General features: G+C 72.2%; 14 protein-coding genes. 11 read left to right on the plus strand and 3 right to left on the minus strand.

All coding sequences use genetic code 11. From position 1 onward, the window contains the following. The first annotated feature begins 186 nt into the window (after window positions 1–186). Window positions 187–1,449 carry an NAD(P)/FAD-dependent oxidoreductase gene (locus ACFXGI_RS02610; protein ID WP_384702171.1) on the plus strand — a complete coding sequence of 421 codons (1,263 nt, stop codon included), beginning with the start codon at window positions 187–189 and terminating at the stop codon, window positions 1,447–1,449. A gap of 354 nt (window positions 1,450–1,803) precedes the next feature. Next, window positions 1,804–2,037, plus strand: a complete 234-nt coding sequence (locus tag ACFXGI_RS02615; RefSeq protein ID WP_384702174.1) for a hypothetical protein — start codon at window positions 1,804–1,806, stop codon at window positions 2,035–2,037. A gap of 6 nt (window positions 2,038–2,043) precedes the next feature. Here the strand turns inward: ACFXGI_RS02615 and ACFXGI_RS02620 are convergent, their stop codons facing one another. Then, entirely contained in the window at window positions 2,044–2,436 is a 393-nt protein-coding gene (locus tag ACFXGI_RS02620) for a YciI family protein (RefSeq protein WP_384702177.1), read from the minus strand. Between the two features lie 234 nt (window positions 2,437–2,670). Here ACFXGI_RS02620 and ACFXGI_RS02625 point away from each other — a divergent pair, with 234 nt between their 5' ends. The 3 genes from ACFXGI_RS02625 to ACFXGI_RS02635 all read left to right on the plus strand — a co-directional run bounded on the left by ACFXGI_RS02625 (window position 2,671) and on the right by ACFXGI_RS02635 (window position 4,988). Beyond that, window positions 2,671–2,829 (plus strand): hypothetical protein, encoded by a 159-nt coding sequence (locus ACFXGI_RS02625; RefSeq protein WP_384702180.1) that lies wholly within the window; start codon window positions 2,671–2,673, stop codon window positions 2,827–2,829. Between the two features lie 322 nt (window positions 2,830–3,151). Further along, window positions 3,152–4,576, plus strand: coding sequence for a cellulase family glycosylhydrolase (locus tag ACFXGI_RS02630; RefSeq protein WP_384702182.1), 1,425 nt, complete (start codon window positions 3,152–3,154; stop codon window positions 4,574–4,576). Window positions 4,577–4,805: 229 nt separating this feature from the next. Then, window positions 4,806–4,988, plus strand: a complete 183-nt coding sequence (locus ACFXGI_RS02635; RefSeq protein ID WP_384702184.1) for a hypothetical protein — start codon at window positions 4,806–4,808, stop codon at window positions 4,986–4,988. Window positions 4,989–5,290: 302 nt separating this feature from the next. Here the strand turns inward: ACFXGI_RS02635 and ACFXGI_RS02640 are convergent, their stop codons facing one another. After that, on the minus strand, window positions 5,291–5,494 hold the full coding sequence (locus ACFXGI_RS02640) for a cold-shock protein (protein WP_030861106.1): 204 nt from the start codon (window positions 5,492–5,494) through the stop codon (window positions 5,291–5,293). A 511-nt stretch (window positions 5,495–6,005) separates the two neighbouring features. Here ACFXGI_RS02640 and ACFXGI_RS02645 point away from each other — a divergent pair. The 3 genes from ACFXGI_RS02645 to ACFXGI_RS02655 are packed head-to-tail and all read left to right on the plus strand — an operon-like array spanning window position 6,006 to window position 8,816. Then, the gene (locus ACFXGI_RS02645; protein ID WP_384702187.1) at window positions 6,006–6,863 is read left to right on the plus strand and encodes a CPBP family intramembrane glutamic endopeptidase; all 858 of its coding nucleotides are present in this window, start codon (window positions 6,006–6,008) and stop codon (window positions 6,861–6,863) included. A gap of 1 nt (window position 6,864) precedes the next feature. Beyond that, window positions 6,865–8,220 carry a histidine kinase gene (locus ACFXGI_RS02650; RefSeq protein WP_384702190.1) on the plus strand — a complete coding sequence of 452 codons (1,356 nt, stop codon included), beginning with the start codon at window positions 6,865–6,867 and terminating at the stop codon, window positions 8,218–8,220. Beyond that, window positions 8,172–8,816 (plus strand): response regulator, encoded by a 645-nt coding sequence (locus ACFXGI_RS02655; protein WP_384702193.1) that lies wholly within the window; start codon window positions 8,172–8,174, stop codon window positions 8,814–8,816. The genes ACFXGI_RS02650 and ACFXGI_RS02655 overlap by 49 nt, the downstream gene beginning before the upstream one ends. Window positions 8,817–8,988: 172 nt before the next feature. Here ACFXGI_RS02655 and ACFXGI_RS02660 read toward each other — a convergent pair whose 3' ends face one another. Beyond that, entirely contained in the window at window positions 8,989–9,621 is a 633-nt protein-coding gene (locus ACFXGI_RS02660; protein WP_384702196.1) for a TetR/AcrR family transcriptional regulator, read from the minus strand. A gap of 107 nt (window positions 9,622–9,728) precedes the next feature. Here ACFXGI_RS02660 and ACFXGI_RS02665 point away from each other — a divergent pair, with 107 nt between their 5' ends. The 3 genes from ACFXGI_RS02665 (at window position 9,729) to ACFXGI_RS02675 (ending at window position 15,466) form a co-directional block, all read left to right on the plus strand. Beyond that, complete coding sequence (locus ACFXGI_RS02665) at window positions 9,729–10,763, plus strand: ABC transporter permease (protein ID WP_384702199.1); 1,035 nt, start codon at window positions 9,729–9,731, stop codon at window positions 10,761–10,763. A 200-nt stretch (window positions 10,764–10,963) separates the two neighbouring features. Next, window positions 10,964–13,999 (plus strand): BTAD domain-containing putative transcriptional regulator, encoded by a 3,036-nt coding sequence (locus ACFXGI_RS02670; protein ID WP_384702202.1) that lies wholly within the window; start codon window positions 10,964–10,966, stop codon window positions 13,997–13,999. 120 nt (window positions 14,000–14,119) lie between these two features. After that, complete coding sequence (locus ACFXGI_RS02675; RefSeq protein WP_384702205.1) at window positions 14,120–15,466, plus strand: CHAP domain-containing protein; 1,347 nt, start codon at window positions 14,120–14,122, stop codon at window positions 15,464–15,466. Window positions 15,467–15,674 lie beyond the last annotated feature (208 nt).

Here is a 15,674-nt window from a genome sequence, read left to right on the forward strand (position 1 = left end):
TGGGCCTGCCGAGGTGAAGGCTACGTGCGGGTACCCCGCGGTCGCCGGGTCCAACGAGCGGCCGGTGCACCCTTGGGAAGGGCCCGGCACGTACCCGGCGGCGCGTCCGAAGTCGTCGGACAGGTGTCCGCGCGTAGCCTGGCACCGCCGCTGAACGCCAGTCGGGCAAGGTATGTGAGGGCATTCATGGCCAAGACGCAGGACGACGGGCACGACGGGCACGACGTGGCCATCATCGGCGCGGGAGCCGCCGGGCTGGCATGCGCCTCGGACCTCGCCAAGGCAGGCCTTCGCGTGCGCCTGGTGGAGGCTGAGGACACGGTGGGCGGCCGTATCCGCACCGACCGCGTCGCGGGCTTCACCGCCGACCGCGGCTTCCAGGTGTTCAACACCTCCTATCCGCAGGTGCGGCGTCGCCTCGACCTGCCCGCTCTGCTCCTGCGACCGTTCACCGCAGGCGTGCTGGTCCACACCGACGGCGGAAGGCTCCGGCTGGCCGATCCCACGCGGCGTCCGCGCGACGGCATCGCTTTGCTCACGGACGGTCGGGTCAGGCCGCGCGATCTGCTGGCCTTCGGTGTCCTGTCGGCACGCGCCATGCTCGCACCCGCCTCCCGTGTCCGGGCCCGGCCTGACGTCACCACCCGCACCGCCCTGGCCGACGCGGGGTTCTCCGAGGACTTCGTCGAGACGTTCTTCCGGCCGTTCCTGTCAGGGGTCTTCCTGGAAGACTCGCTGGAGACCTCGGCCCGCTTCTTCCACCTGGTCTGGCGCAGCATGCTGCGCGGCACGCTCTGTCTGCCGCGCGACGGCATCGGCGCCGTACCGGCACAACTCGCCGCGCGGCTGCCCCCGGGGGTGCTGGGCACCTCGTCGCCGGTGACAGAGCTGACGCCAGGGGGAATGGTGCTCACCGACCGGGAACTGCGTGCGCGGGCAGTCGTCGTCGCCACCGGAGCCGGCGCTGCGGCACGCCTCCTGCCCGGCCTCGCGCCTTCTGCGGGCCGGACCGTTACAACGCTCTACCACGCTGTAGGACGCTCACCTCTGCCCGAGCCCACCCTGCTGGTCGACGCCCACCGCAGGTTCTTGAACACATGCGTCCTCACCGAGGTCCAGCCCGGCTACTCCAGCGCCGGCAGGGCCCTGGTGTCGACCTCCGTGCTGGGCACGCCAGGGCCTGTGGAGGAGGCCGCCGTGCTCACCGCCCTCGCCGAGGTCTACGGCACGGACACCAGCACCTGGGAACCCGTGCACCGCGTGACGGTACGAGGCGCTCTGCCGGCCATGCCCCCGCCCGTGCTCCTGACCCGCACCACCCGTTTCACCCCGGGCCGCTACGTCTGCGGGGACCACCGCGCAACGGGCTCGCTGCAGGGAGCACTCGCCTCGGGAGCGCGGGCGGCCCGCGAGGTGATCGCCGACCTCAAAGCCACCGGTACACCCTGACGGACGTCATGGCCCGCCGCCCACCCTCGCCAGCTGACGGTTCCAAGTCCGCCTTTGAATGAGCCGAGGGGCGGCCACGCAGGGGCACCCCGCCGAGGCACGCCGTGAAACCCAACCCCCAAGGCGCGGCCGAGCCGTACGCCCGCCCTCCCGGCACGACACGCGGCCGGGGCCTATGGCGCTCGGCATAGTCATCGGTTTCGATGCTCTGATGCTCCATCTGGGCCTGGGTGCCCCGACCTTCCGGTCAGTCACGGCACGGCCGGTCGGACAGGGTGTTGAAAACGGATGGCTGCCGCACCACGATCGTGCAATTCTGGTGCAGAAATGAACCGAGTCGGAAGGAACTCTCCCGTGGACAAGGACCAGCTTCCCCCGCACCCCGACACGGAGCGCTACTCCGTGACCATCTGCCCGCCCGCCGTCACGATCGTCTCCGACCTCGTCGCCGCCGGTGGCGTCAGCAAGTCGGACGTCATCAACCGGGCCATCCTCCTGCTCGGCTTCGTCGAGCAGGAGCGCGCCAAGGGGCACGACCTGATGATCCGTGACACCGAAGGCGCGCTCGAACGCATCCACATCATCTGAACGAGCTCAGGCTTGCGTCGGGTCCCCGGGAATCGCGTGCACCTCGACGGGGTCATTGCCGGGCTTCCCGCCCGGGCCGGGGCACGCCGACGCCCGGGCGGCGATCTCCAGGGCCCGGTCCTCGCTCGTGACGTCGACCAGCCAGTAGCCGGCCAGGATGTGTCCCGGCTGCGCCGGTCCGTCACTCACCTGCGGGCGGCCGTCGCTCGCGGCCCGCACCGTCCTGACCCGTGAGGGTCCTCCGAGGCCCTGCCCGTCCACCCATTCTCCGGCTGCGGTGAGCTCCGCGTTCAGGGCGTTCATGTGGGCGAACATGGCCTGCATGTCGTCCTCGGAGTAGGAGGACATGACGGCGTCCCACTGGTCGGCCGGCACGTTCATCTGGATCATGTACTTCATGGTCTTCACCCTTCCGGGGCGACTACGGGGGATTCGCGGCCCTACGGGAAGGCAGACCCCGGCCGACCACGAAACTCATCGGTGCCCGCCCATCCCGTGGCCCGTGGAGGGTGTCCCGCGATGATGTCCGACAGTTGTCCATGCCAGATCCCGCTGCCAAGGTAGCGGGATCCCTCGTCAGTGGGATGCTCCGAGTCCGTGTCCCGACGGCGGGTCGGGGAGCATCCGCAGGCTGTGCGCATCCTCGTGTTTCCGGTTGCCACCACGCCCACGGCATCCGCCGGGGAAGTCGGTCCCCGCAGGACCCGATCCACCGGCTTCACCATCCTGGAGAACAGCCTGCAGCAGTCCGTTCCCGGCACTCGGGCCGAACTGGGCCGGCGGCTCGCCTGACACCCCCGTGGCGCAACGAACACCGCCACGGCCGCTCACCGGCTCCTCCCAGCGGATGTTCCGCCGGCGGGCCGCCGTACCCGCGCAGGACGTCCGACCTGGCTGCCGTCGCCGCCAGGGTGCCTCACTCACTGTCTCCTGAAGGGACGGCGGCCGTACTGCGGACCTTGCTCCACCGGACGCGTACCCGAAACAGCCTGCTCCGCCCGAAGCGGGTCTCTTCAACTACCAATCACCACTGGGAAGTTGACCCACTCACCAGTAACATCCGACCGGCCAGTAGCACGCTGCACGAGCAGCCACCCTCGAAGGGGTCTCCTGCATGCGCTTGACCTCCCGCGTCGCCCCCATCACCCTCGCCGTGGCCATGGCCGCCCTCCTGCTCGGCGTCCTCCCCACGCAGGCTCAGGCCCGGCCCGGCCGCTCCCCCGACCGGGTCACGGTCGGTGACCGCACCTTCATCGCCGACGGCCAAGGCCGCGCGCTCCAGTGGCGCGGCTTCAACCTCGCCGACAAGAACAGCCGGGGCACCGACGCGTTCGCCGACATCCACGAGAGCGACCTCGAAGGCATGGCCGCCCGGGGCTTCAACCTTGCGCGCCTCGCGTTCTTCTGGGACGACCTCGAACCCAGCCCCGGGCACTACGACCGCGGCTACCTCTCCAAGATGCGCCGCATCCTCGACTGGGCCGACCGGTACCACATCAAGGTCATACTCGATGCCCACCAGGACGTGTACGGGCCCCACTTCGGCTCCCGTGGCGTCCCCGACTGGGCCACCCGCGACGAGGGGTTGCCGTTCACGCCGATACCCGACGACTGGTTCTCCGAGTACTTCGAGCCCTCCGTACAGACCGCCTTCGACCATCTGTACAAGGACACCGACCTCCGCGCCGCGCACGCCCGCATGTGGATGACGGTCGCCTCCGCCCTGGGCAGGCACCCGGCGCTGCTCGGCTACGACCTGATGAACGAGCCGTTCGCGAAGTTCCTCGAAGGCGAGGACCTCCCCGCCGCCGCGGCCCGCTTCGAGGCCACCGAGCTCACCGAACTGTGGAACCGCCTCGCCCGGGCGATCCGCTTGGTCGACCACACGTCGTGGGTCTTCGTCGAACCCACCGTCATCGTCGGCCTCGGTGTCCCCACCCGCATGGGCCACATCGACGACCCGCACGCCGGCTACGCGCCGCACTTCTACGAGACGGCGATGGAAACCGGCGCCGACTACGACCCCAACGGCACGTTCATCCCCGCGTACGAGGCCGCGATCAGCGACTACCCGGCCCGTAACCACATGCCGGTGATCGTCGGGGAGTGGGGCGGCAACCCGTACGTTCCGCACGCGAGCCAGTTCGTCACCGACATGACGGCCTCACTGGACCGCTTCTCCAGCGGCTGGACGTGGTGGCAGTGGTGCCGGGGTGGCGGCTACTGCTTCCTCGACCAGACGGGCGCCGCGAAGCCCAACGGCCGGCTGCTCGTCCAGCCGTACGCGCGGGCCGTGGCGGGCGACCCGCTGGCGTTCGCGTACGACCCGGCGACACGCACCTACACGCTCACCTTCCGCACCCGTGACAATGCCGAGGGCCCCACCCAGATCACCGTGCCCAAAGACACGTACCCGGGCGGCTACCGCGTCGATGTCCAAGGCAGCAAAGCCAGTTGGAAGGGCCACGACCAGACCGTCACCGTGAGTACACACAGCAGGGCCGGAGCCACCTACAACATCACGATCAGCCCGAGGTAGCCCGCCCGAATCGCTCGCGGTCGGCGGCGGCCGCTCAGCAGGATGCGAGCCGCCGCGGCGGGCCTCCGGAGACTACCGCTCGCGCCAACCATGGCCGGCCCCGTTTCGGCTCCGGCCGCATGCCCGACCTCGGCTCCGACACCGTCCGCCGGGAGGAGCAGCCCTTCGCACACTCATGACCCGGCCAGCACGGGGCACACGATCGGTACCGACCGAAAGGAGCCTTCCCATGCTGGGCATCGCCGCCGCAGTCCTCTTCTTCATCGCGTTCCTCCTCAACGCCGCCGACATCACCACCAACGATGTCCTGAGCTCGACCAACTTCATGCTGATCGGTCTCGCCGTACTCGCGCTGCACGTCGCCGGCATAGGCGGTACGCGGCCTGCCCACCGATGGGGCCGCGGACGCTGACGGTCGTGAGGTGACATCGCCCGCGGAACGCGGCCGCATGCCGGGGGATGTCGGTACGGAGAAGAGCAAGACGCATGCCGAGCATGCCAAGGGCAACGCCGGTCGGGCCAAGGAGGAGTCGAGGACACCTTCCGTCACTGAGTCGCGTGGCAGCTCGTCGGCATACCCGCCGGGCCCCGCCCCCGATTCCGGGTAGGGGTCCGGCCACGCCCCGTATCCCTGCGTCCTCGCGTCGGATGGCAACGACAGCGGCGCCCGCCAAGTGGCGGGCGCCGATTCACCGACTCATCTGTGAGGGTGTGTCAGCCGCGAGCGATGTTCTCCGCCTGCGGGCCCTTCTGCCCCTGTGTGACGTCGAAGGTGACGACCTCGCCCTCCTGCAGCTCCCGGTAGCCCTGCCCGGTGATGTTGGAGTAGTGGGCGAAGACGTCCGGACCGCCCCCGTCCTGGGCGATGAACCCGAAACCCTTCTCGGAGTTGAACCACTTCACCGTGCCACGCGCCATGCTCAATCCCTCTGTACGGCCTGCTGACGGCCCGCTTGGGGACCGCCTCGGCGTCCGGGCGGAAGCCTGATCTCTTCCTGCCCACCGGTACCACCGGCCACACTCCCGCCGGAGAAGAAGAGCTGAGGGGCTTCCCACCTGCAGGCAGCCTCGTGACGGCAGTTCATGGTTGCGCCGGCCACCTCGCGATCCCGCCCCATCGGGCTCGGCCGTGTGGCCGTCTGAGCGGGCCGGCGCAATCACGGGCGATCCGGCAGCGGCCGTCGCCGTGACCGGAGGCACGACCCGCACATCCTGCGGGGGACGAGGAACCCTGCCGGGGCGCGCGGGAGGCTCTGGCTCGCATCGGGCAGAGGAGGCGGGGACGCGGGGACGCGGGGACGCGGGGGTGTACCTGGGTACACCCGCCCCGGCACCCACGTACAAGGACGGCACGGCGCCGCACCGGCAGAGTCGTCACAGGCCGGCGTGACGGACGCGCCGGAAGCGATCGACGGGGAGGCCGGGCACGATGCCGGACGGGATGCGGATGCGTGGTCAGGGGCAGGGGTCGACGAGGTGGGCGGCGGAAACGGGGGTCTTCGTCGCGGTCGCCTTCGTGGGAGCGGGGATCTGGGGAGCCGTCCAGCCCGAGACGGGGATCCCTCCCGAGGTGGTGCAACTGACCCAGTTCGGGCCCGCCGTGGCCGTGGCGGCCGTGACGCTGCTGTGGCCCGGCCGGATCCGGGACCGGCTCCGGGGCGCCCTGCCCGTACGGGGCGGCGGACCGGCCGCGCGCGCCGAGCGGATCCCGGCCGGCCGCCGTACGGCGCTCCTGCTCACGCCCGTCCTCATCACCGCGATGTACGCGGGCGGCTGCGCCCTGGCGTCGCCGGGCAGCCTGCCCTTGACCGGCCCCTGGGCGCTGGAGAACCCCTTCGCGCTGGTCGTGGCCGCCCAACTGGTCGGAGCCTGCGGTGAGGAGATCGGCTGGCGCTGCTACCTCCAGCCGCTGCTGCGCACCCGCTTCGGACCCCTCGCGGCCTCTGCTCTGGTGGGCGTGGTCTGGGGGCTGTGGCACGTACCGGTCCTCGCGCAGGCGCCGGCATACGCGGCCGGATTCCTGCTGGGCGCCGTCGCGTTGTCCGTGGTCCTCGGCCTGGCGCTGGAACAGGTGCGCCGCAACCGGCTGTTGCTCGCCGGGACCTTCCACGCTTCGGTGAACCTCGGGATGCTGCTGGTGGCGGACGAGGAGTCCGGGGCGGTGCTGCCCATGGTGCTGTTCGGCGCCGCCTGCCTGACCGCGGCGCTCCCTTGGCTCGCCATGGCCGCCCGCCGGGCCCCGGCACACCCGGATATGATCACCGAGGCGGCGCACGGGGCGCGCTGACGTGACGGAACCACGGGTGGGCATGGCGCAGCGGGAGGGCAGCCGGGATTACGGTGTGCGTCCCGGCATCCGGGGCGCCCTGGTGGATCTCGGCCGCTGCCAGTTGCTCTCGCTCGCCGCCTTTGCCGTGTTCGGGACCGGCGGCCTCGTGGTGTGCGCGCTGCTCCTGCTGCCCGTCGGAGTCGGCTTCCCGCTGCTCCCGCCCGCCGCGGCGGCGCTGCGCCGCCTGTCCGACCGCTACCGCGACTGGGCCGCCCGCTGGACGGGGATCTCGATCAGCCCTCCGGAGCCGCTCCCGGACGCTCCGTTGCCGCCTGGCCCCACCGCCGCGCCCGTGCCCGGACACCGGTGGCGCCGGGCTCTCGCCCTGCTCGGCGACGAGGGGTTCCGGCACGACCTGCGCTGGGCCTGGGGCGAACCGTGGACGGGCGCCGTCCTGGCCGCCGTGCCCCTGCTGCTCGTCGAGTACGGCGTCTTCGGTGCGCTCGTACAGCCCTTCGTCTGGCGGCTCCTGGGCGACGGCAACCGGTACGCCTTCGTCCTGGTCGACTCCACCCTCTCGATGCTGGCGGCGCTCCTGCTCGGCATCGGGTTCATCGTCGCGGGCGTGAGCCTGGCCCCTGCCGTTCTGCGCCAGCACGCCCGCTGGAGTGCGCGGTTGCAGGCGGCCCCGTACACGACCGAACTCCTGCGCCGCATCGAGCACCTCGCCGGCAGCCGCGCCGACGTCCTCGACGTCCATGAGGCCGAACTGCGGCGCATAGAAAGGGACTTGCACGACGGCGCGCAGGCCCGGCTGGTCGCCCTGGGGATGACCCTGGACGAGGCGACCCGGCTCCTCGACACCGACGTCCCGGCCGCCCGCGCGCTGCTGCGCGAGGTGCGCGCCACCTCCCAGCGGGCGCTCCAGGACCTCAGGGAGCTCGTCCACGGAGTCCTGCCGCCCGTCCTCGCCGACCGGGGCCTCGGCGACGCCGTGCGCTCGCTGGCCCTGGACAGCCATCTCGACGTCCGCGTCGAGGCCGACCTGCCGGGTCGGCTGCCCGCGCCCGTGGAGTCCGCGGGCTACTTCGCCGTCGCGGAGCTGCTCGCCAACGCCGCCAAGCACTCCGGCGCCCCCGAGGTCCGGATCCGCCTGACCCACGCGGACGGCGTGCTGCGGGTCACGGTCGCCGACGACGGCAGCGGCGGCGCGGACCCCGGCGGGAGCGGGCTGCGGGGCGTCCGGCGCCGGCTGGACCCCTTCGACGCAACCTTCGTCCTGCACAGCCCGCGGGGCGGACCGACCACCGCGACCTTGGAGATACCGTGCGCGTCGTCCTCGCCGAAGACCTCTTCCTCCTCCGGGACGGGCTGACGCGCACCCTCCGGGAGCACGGCTTCGAGGTGGTCGCCGCCGTCGACAACGGCCCCGCCCTGCTGCGCACGCTTCTCGCGGAGGAGCCGGACGTGGCCGTGGTCGACATCCGGCTGCCGCCCACCTTCACCGACGAGGGCCTCCAGGCGGCCCTGGAGGCCCGGCGGGTCCGTCCGGCTCTGCCGGTCCTGGTGCTCTCCCAGTACGTGGACCAGCTCTACGCGCACGAACTGCTGGCCGGGGGCCAGGGCGCCATCGGATACCTGCTGAAGGACCGGGTCACGCACACCGCCCAGTTCGTCGACGCGGTTCGAACCGTCGCCGCGGGCGGCACCGTCATGGACCCGCAGGTCATCGCCCGGCTGCTGGCCCGCGGCGACGCGCGCGGCACCACGGCGGAGCTGACACCGCGCGAGCTGGACGTACTGGGCCTGATGGCCGAGGGCCGCTCCAACGCGGCCATCGCGCAGGCCCTGTTCATCAGCGAGAGCGCGGTCGCCAAACACACCGCGGCCATCTTCGCCAAGCTGCGGATCGAACCGTCCGCGGACGACAACCGCCGGGTGCTGGCCGTACTGGCCTACCTGAAGCGGTAGGGCCGCAGGCTGTGCGGCGTGCGGCCCGGCACCGCGAACCCCGTGTCGGGCGTTCGCTTACGTCCCCGGGCCGTGGGAAGTCGCGGGAGGCGGCGCCGCGCTCAGAGGGGCGGCTCGAGAAGGTCCACGGCGGCCAGGCCGGTGACCGCGGCGGGAGCGACTTGCGCCGGGGTCACCGGCGTGCCGGGGCGTCGCCGCCCATCGACATCAGTCCGCGCAGTCCGTCCCTGAGCATCCCGGGGTCGATCCCGCCGAACAGCGCCTGCTGGGTGATGTATCCCTGGGCGGCCGCGATGAGGGTGCGCGCGATGTGTTCGGCGGCGACGCCGGAGGGAAGCATTCCCGCCTCGCGGTAGCTCTCCACGAGCTCCACCCACCCTCCGCTGATCTCCTCGTACCCGCGGCGCAGCAGGCCGGCGAGGTCCTCGTTGCGGAGGGTCTCGGTCCAGACCTGGAGCATCAGGCGGGGCAGGTCCCGGGGGTCGGCCCCCGGCTCCCCCGCCCGCACGTCCAGGATGGCGGCGAGGACATTGGAGATCAGGACGTCCGGGCCGGGCGGCGGGTTCTGCTCCGCCGCCGCCTCGAACGCGTCGCGGATCAGGGCGAACGTCTCCTCGGCGATCGCGACGATCAGCTCCTCCTTGCTGCGGAAGTAGCGGTAGACGGCCCCGGCGGACAGGTCCGCCTCCTTCAGTACGTCCTGCATGGACGTGGCGTGGAAGCCGTTCCGTGTGAAACAGCGGGTTGCGCCGTCGAGGATCTGCCGGCGGCGGGCGTCGAGGTGCGCCTGGGATACACGTGCCATGCCCCCAGACTAAAACGAACATTCATTCTTGACAAGGAAGGGAGGGCGCCACACAGTGGGTCCAGGATGTAAAACGAACGATCCTTCTTCTTGAATCGAGTCCCGCCATGCCAGTGACATCCGCCTCCCTCCACACGGTCCCGGCCTCACGCCGTGTCCTGGCCGTGATGGTGATGGTCCCGCTCCTCGCCGCACTGGCCCTCTGGGCCTTTGCCTGGCCGGCCACCCGGATGGCCCCACGCGACCTGCCCCTCGGTGTCGCCGGACCCGCTGCCGCGGCCGCTCCGCTGGAGCAGCGGCTCGCCTCCCACGAGGGAGCCTTCGAGATCCACCGGTACGCCGACGAGGCCGCCGCCCGCACCGCCGTGCAGAACCGCGAGGTCTATGGCGCGGTCGTCGCCACCCCACAGGGTCCGCACCTGCTGACCGCGTCCGCCGCTGGCCCCGCCGTCGCGCAGCTGCTGACGCAGGCCGTCACCTCTCAGGCGCCGGCCGGGGCGCAGGCCGTGCCCGTCACCGACGTGGTCCCCGCTCCCGCCGCCGACGCCCGTGGCACCGGCTTCGGCGCCAGCATCCTGCCCCTCGCCCTCGCCGGAGTCGCGGCCGGCGCCCTCGTCTCGCTCAGCGGACTGCGCGGCGGCCGCGCCGTCACCGCCGTACTCGGCGCAGCGGCACTCGTCGGCCTGACCGGGGCCGCGCTCGCGCACAGCTGGCTGGGCGTGCTCACGGGCAGCTGGTGGGCCGAGGCAGGGGTTCTGGCCCTGACCGTCGCGGCCATCGCCGGCGGCGTCGCCGGGCTCCACGCCCTCCTCGGCAAGGCCGGCATCGGTCTCGGCGGCCTCCTGATCGTCCTCCTCGGCAACCCGTTCTCCGGCGCCGCGGGCGCGCCGCAGCTGCTGCCCGAGCCCGCCGGGCTCTTCGGCCAGTGGCTGCCGCCCGGCGCGGGCAGCTCCCTGCTCCGCTCGGTCGCCTTCTTCGACGGCGCCGCATCGGCCGGGCCCGCGCTGGTCCTGTCCCTGTGGGCCGCACTCGGAGTGACCGCCATCGCATTCGCCGGCCGCCGTACCGCCCCGGCCGCCTCGAACTTCCCGGCCCCCTCGGCCCCGGCTCCGGTGGACGCGGCTCCGGCCCGTGCGTCGTGACGCCGTACCGCATCCTGGACCCCGGTCTCCCCCGGCCACAGAGTGACCTTCATCAACTGCGGCGGGGCCGATGCCGCGGCGGCCCCGGTCAGGCCCCGTATGAGGTCCGGATTCCGCCCTGTCCGCCCTGAGCCCCCTCGGCTATCTTGATCACCGCGTTGACGACAGGGGGTGGGCGCGATGCCCGGGGGGACCTGCCGATGACCGAGTTCCGGCTGCTGGGACCCGTCGAGGCATGGAGTGACGAGGGACAACTGGCCATCGAGGGCAGAAAGCCGCGGGCGCTGCTCGCGGCACTGCTGCTCGAGCGCGGGCAGGTGGTGTCGGCCGAGACTCTGATCGACAGGGTGTGGGGTGAATTTCCTCCCGACAGCGCGAGGACCCTCGTCCAGACGTACGTGTGGGTACTACGCCGCGCCCTCGGCGATGTGATCGAGACGAAGCCGGCCGGGTATCGGATCCGGGTGGCATCCGCCTCCACGGACCGCGACCGCTTCGCGGAGCTGACCGCCCAGGGCAGCGCGGCGGCCGCGGAAGGCCGACACGCAGAGGCGGCTGCGCTGTTCACCCAAGGCCTCGGCCTGTGGCGTGGGCCGGCGCTGGGAGGGATCGGCGGGGCCCTCGCCGTCGCTGCCGCCGGCCTGGACGAGGAACGCCTGGCCGTGATGGAAGCGCGGGCTCAGGCACAGCTCGGCGCCGACACACCGGTCGATCTCGCCGAGCTGCGGGCCCTCGTCGCCGCCCACCCGACCCGCGAGCGCGCCAGGACACACCTCATGCAGGCTCTGTACCGGGCCGGCCGTCACGCAGAGGCCCTGGAGGTGTTCGCGCAGGGCCGGCAAGCGCTCGCCGCCGAGCTCGGCGTCGAGCCCGGTCCGGACTTGCAGGCCCTGCACGTGTCGATCCTCCGGGCAGGCGGCGCCCTCACCGGCCACGCGTCGGCCCCGACCGCCGCTTGCGTCCCCGAAGCGGAGGGCGAAGCGGGCGGCGAGCGCGGTGACGGCGACCCGGGAGCGGTGCCCGTTCCGGCCCTCCTCCCGCCGGCCACCGCGGACTTCACGGCCCGCGTTCGGCCTCTCGCGGAGCTGGTGCGCTACCTCGTCGGTTCGGGCGGGGACACCGCCTCCACCCGAACCGCCCTGCCCGTCTGTGTCGTCTCCGGCACCGGCGGGGTGGGCAAGTCGGCGCTCGCCGTCGAAGCCGCACACCGGACGGCCGAGGCGTACCCCGACGGCCACCTCTACGCAGACCTGAGCGGCGCCACCGCCCCCGCCAACCCCGAAGAGGTGCTCGCCCGGTTCCTGCGCGCCCTCGGCCGACCGGTCCCCGACAGCCTGCACGAGCGCGTGGATCTGTACCGCACCACCCTCGCGGGCCGCCGGACGCTGCTCGTACTGGACGATGCCGGCTCCGAGGCACAGATCCGCCCCCTGTTGCCGGGCACCGCCTCGTGCGCCGTCCTGATCACCTCCCGCAGCAGACTCCCCGCGCTGACGGGTGCGCACCGCATCGAGCTCGATGTCCTCGGCCCCGCCGAGGCCGTCGCCCTGCTCGCCCGCGTGGCCGGAGCGGAACGGGTCGCGGCCGAGCCCGCCGCGGCCCGGTCCATTGCCCGGCTGTGCGGACGTCTGCCACTCGCCCTGCGGACGGCCGGGGCGCGCCTGGCCACACGCCGCCACTGGACCCTGCGCACCATGGTCGAGCGACTCTCGGACGAGCACCGGCGCCTCGACGAACTGGCCGTGGGAGACATCGCCGTCCGCGCCAGCGTGGCTCTCAGTTATGAAGCCCTGGACGACCGGGCCCGCCGGGCCTTCCGGCTCTTGGGCGCCCTCGGCGTACCGGACTTCGCGCCCTGGCTCGTGACGGCCCTGCTGGACACCGACGCCTGCGCCGCCGACGACACCGTCGAACGGCTGACCGACGCCCACCTGCTGTCCGTCGCGTCGGGCGGACACGGAGTCGGGCTCCGCTACCGGCTGCACGACCTGCACCGGGTGTACGCTGCCGAGCGAGCGGCCGCCGAGGACGCCCCCCAACTGCTGAGGGACGCCGCCACCCGCGCACTCGGTTCGTGGCTCTGGCTGATCCGCCGGCATGCCGCGGCAGCACCCTCCGGCGAGCTCGAGATGTGCGCTCACTACACGACGGCGCGGGCCGGAGCACCGGTCGCCGAGAACGCCGCCGCATGGTACGAGTCCGAGGCGGCGGCGCTGGTGGCCGCCGTGGAGCGGGCCGCAGCCCTCGACCTCGCCATCCCCGCGCGCGAAGTGGCCCTCGCACTCGGCTCCTCCTCCTTCGGCGTGGCCAACCGCTTCGAGGAATGGTGGCGTACGCATGATGCGGCCATCGCGGCCGCCCGGCGTGCCGGGGACCGCTCCGGGGAGGCGATGCTGCTCGCCGGGCTCGGGCAACTGCGCTACTCCCAGGACCGCTACACGGAGGCCCTGACGTACTTCGAACAGGCCAGGGCACTCGTGGAGAAGACGGACGATCTGCGCAGCCTGGCCGTCGTGCTCGCCGGGACCGGCAGCGTCCACCGTGAACAGGGGCGGTTCGCCGCCGCCCGCGCCGCGCTCTCCCGCGCTGCGGATGGGTTCCGTGTCTCTCGCGACGATGCCGGACTGGGCTACGCCTCCCGTCTCGCGGCCTCGGTCGACCTGGAGCAGGGCCGCCACGGGCAGGCCCTGACGACGCTCGAGGAAGCGCACAGCGCGTACCGCCGCCTCGGCAGTCGCCGGGGCGTGGCGCTGACGCTGCGGACCACCGGCCTGGTCCACCGCGCGCTCGGCGACCACTGCACCGCAGAGCGCCTGTTCGAGGAGGCGCTCGGGATGCTCCAGGACCTGGGCGACGAGCTGATGATCGCCTACACCCTGCAAGCCCTGTCCAAGACCCGGATCCGCCTCGGCACCGCCTCGCTGCCTCCGCTCCTGGATGCCCTGGCCATCTGCCGGGCCCACCACGACACCCTGGGCGAGGGCATGGTGCTGCGCACCGTCGGCGAGTTCCATCTCGCGGCGGGCCGCCCTGAGCAGGCCGCCGGCCCTTTGCTCCATGCGCTGCGCGTCTGGGAGCCGCTCGGGGTACCGCTCTTCAGGGCGCGGGCCATGCGTGATCTCGCGGAGGTGCGCGAGGCGGAGGGCGCCTGCGCGGAGGCGGCCGCGCTCCGTGCCGCCGCCCTGGCCGTGTTCACCGAGCTGGAGGCGCGTGAGCAGGCGGAATCCCTCGTGTGATGAACCGCTACCGGCCCGCTCCGGTCACCTCCGCCGCGCACCTGGAGAAAACCTGGATCGGCGTGCGGCAGCCTTCGGTCATCGAGACCCAACGGGGTCCGAACACACGGAGGTTGACTGATGCTCGCCGAACTGCACACCCGGACACGCCGACTCGCGGCCACCGCCCTCGTCACGGTGTGCACCGCCGGCGCCCTGGCAGTCGCCCCCCAGTCGATGGCTGCGCCGCAGGCACGGACCGCCGCCCCGCCCACGGCGCAGGCCGCGTCCGCTGCGGCGGCGGCCCCGGGCAGCGGAGCCCGGATCGCGGAGGTGGCGCTGGCCGAGCTGGCGAACCCGCACGGCTGCACGTACTACTCGGGGAACGGAAGCTGCCCCCCGTGGTGCGCGGTCTTCGCGAAATGGGTCTGGCGCACGGCCGGGGTCGCCGATCTCAACCACCTCGACCCGTGGGCGGACAGCTTCCTGAACTACGGGAACGACCGGCTCTTCAGCACACCGCAGGTCGGCGACGCGGCCGTCTACGACAACCCGGGCCGGGACAACGACCACGTGAACATCGTCGTGGCCGTCTCGGCGGACGGCTCCCAGATCAAGACGGTGGGCGGCAACGAGAGCGGCCGTGTCGAGTCGTACAACAACGGCCAGTTCTTCGACTGGCGCAGGCAGGGCCCTGCCGGCCCGGTGAGCAGGTTCGTCCGGGCCCGAGGTGCCGACACCACGCCTGCCCAGCCGTTCGGCGCGGGCGTGCGCGAGGTCATGGGCGACTGGGACGGCGACGGGGTCGACACTCCGGGGATCTACCGGGGCAACCACTTCGCGCTGCGGAACTCCAACAACGCGGGCTTCTCCGACATCGACTTCGCGTACGGCAACGGCGGGGACTGGATACCGATCGCCGGCGACTGGGACGGTGACGGCAAGGACGAAGTGGGCGTGTATATGCCGGATACGGGCACCTTCGCCCTGCGCTCCAACAACAACCCCGGTCAGGAGATCACGACCTCCTTCCGGTACGGCAACGGCGGGGACTGGCTGCCGCTGGTCGGCGACTGGGACGGTGACGGCAAGGACGAGGTGGGCGTGTACATCCCGCAGACGGGCACCTTCGCGCTGCGCTCCAACACCAACCCGGGCCAGGAGATCACCAAGTCCTTCATGTACGGCAACCCCAACTGGGTGCCGACCGCCGGCGACTGGGACGGTGACGGCAAGGACGAGGTGGGTGCGTACATCCCGCAGACGAGCGTCTTCGTCCTGCGCTCCAACACCAACCCGGGCCAGGAGAGCACGACCTCCTTCATGTACGGCAACGCGTACTCGCTCCCGCTGGCCGGCGATTGGAACCACGACGGCAAGGACGAAGTCGGCGTGTTCTTCAAGGAATCCGCTGTCTTCGCACTGAGGTCCAACACGGTTCCCGGGCAGGAGATCACCAACGCCTTCCAGTACGGCAACCCCCGCTGACCCGCTCACCCGTGAGGATCCGGACGAGGGGGAGGGCTGTGGGACCGGATCGCGCCGCTGATGCCGCCCGATCCGGTCCCCGGCCGGCGGTGGGCCGAGTACCCGAACGGGAAGCGGGTCAGCGCCCCCTCCACCCCGACACGGCGTGTGCCGTGTCGGGGCCGAACGCGTGCGCAGCGTCCTCAATGACGACGAGCCCTCGTTCATC

The organism is Streptomyces sp. NPDC059355 (genome assembly GCF_042752335.1).
GTDB lineage: Bacteria > Actinomycetota > Actinomycetes > Streptomycetales > Streptomycetaceae > Streptomyces.

Excerpts from the sequence above, each read along its gene's own strand:
- ACFXGI_RS02610 (WP_384702171.1), top strand. The coding sequence starts at position 187 with ATGGCCAAGACGCAGGACGACGGGCACGACGGGCACGACGTGGCCATC.
- ACFXGI_RS02620 (WP_384702177.1), bottom strand. The coding sequence starts at position 2,436 with ATGAAGTACATGATCCAGATGAACGTGCCGGCCGACCAGTGGGACGCC.
- ACFXGI_RS02630 (WP_384702182.1), top strand. The coding sequence starts at position 3,152 with ATGCGCTTGACCTCCCGCGTCGCCCCCATCACCCTCGCCGTGGCCATG.
- ACFXGI_RS02635 (WP_384702184.1), top strand. The coding sequence starts at position 4,806 with ATGCTGGGCATCGCCGCCGCAGTCCTCTTCTTCATCGCGTTCCTCCTC.
- ACFXGI_RS02640 (WP_030861106.1), bottom strand. The coding sequence starts at position 5,494 with ATGGCGCGTGGCACGGTGAAGTGGTTCAACTCCGAGAAGGGTTTCGGG.
- ACFXGI_RS02645 (WP_384702187.1), top strand. The coding sequence starts at position 6,006 with ATGCCGGACGGGATGCGGATGCGTGGTCAGGGGCAGGGGTCGACGAGG.
- ACFXGI_RS02660 (WP_384702196.1), bottom strand. The coding sequence starts at position 9,621 with ATGGCACGTGTATCCCAGGCGCACCTCGACGCCCGCCGCCGGCAGATC.
- ACFXGI_RS02665 (WP_384702199.1), top strand. The coding sequence starts at position 9,729 with ATGCCAGTGACATCCGCCTCCCTCCACACGGTCCCGGCCTCACGCCGT.
- ACFXGI_RS02670 (WP_384702202.1), top strand. The coding sequence starts at position 10,964 with ATGACCGAGTTCCGGCTGCTGGGACCCGTCGAGGCATGGAGTGACGAG.
- ACFXGI_RS02675 (WP_384702205.1), top strand. The coding sequence starts at position 14,120 with ATGCTCGCCGAACTGCACACCCGGACACGCCGACTCGCGGCCACCGCC.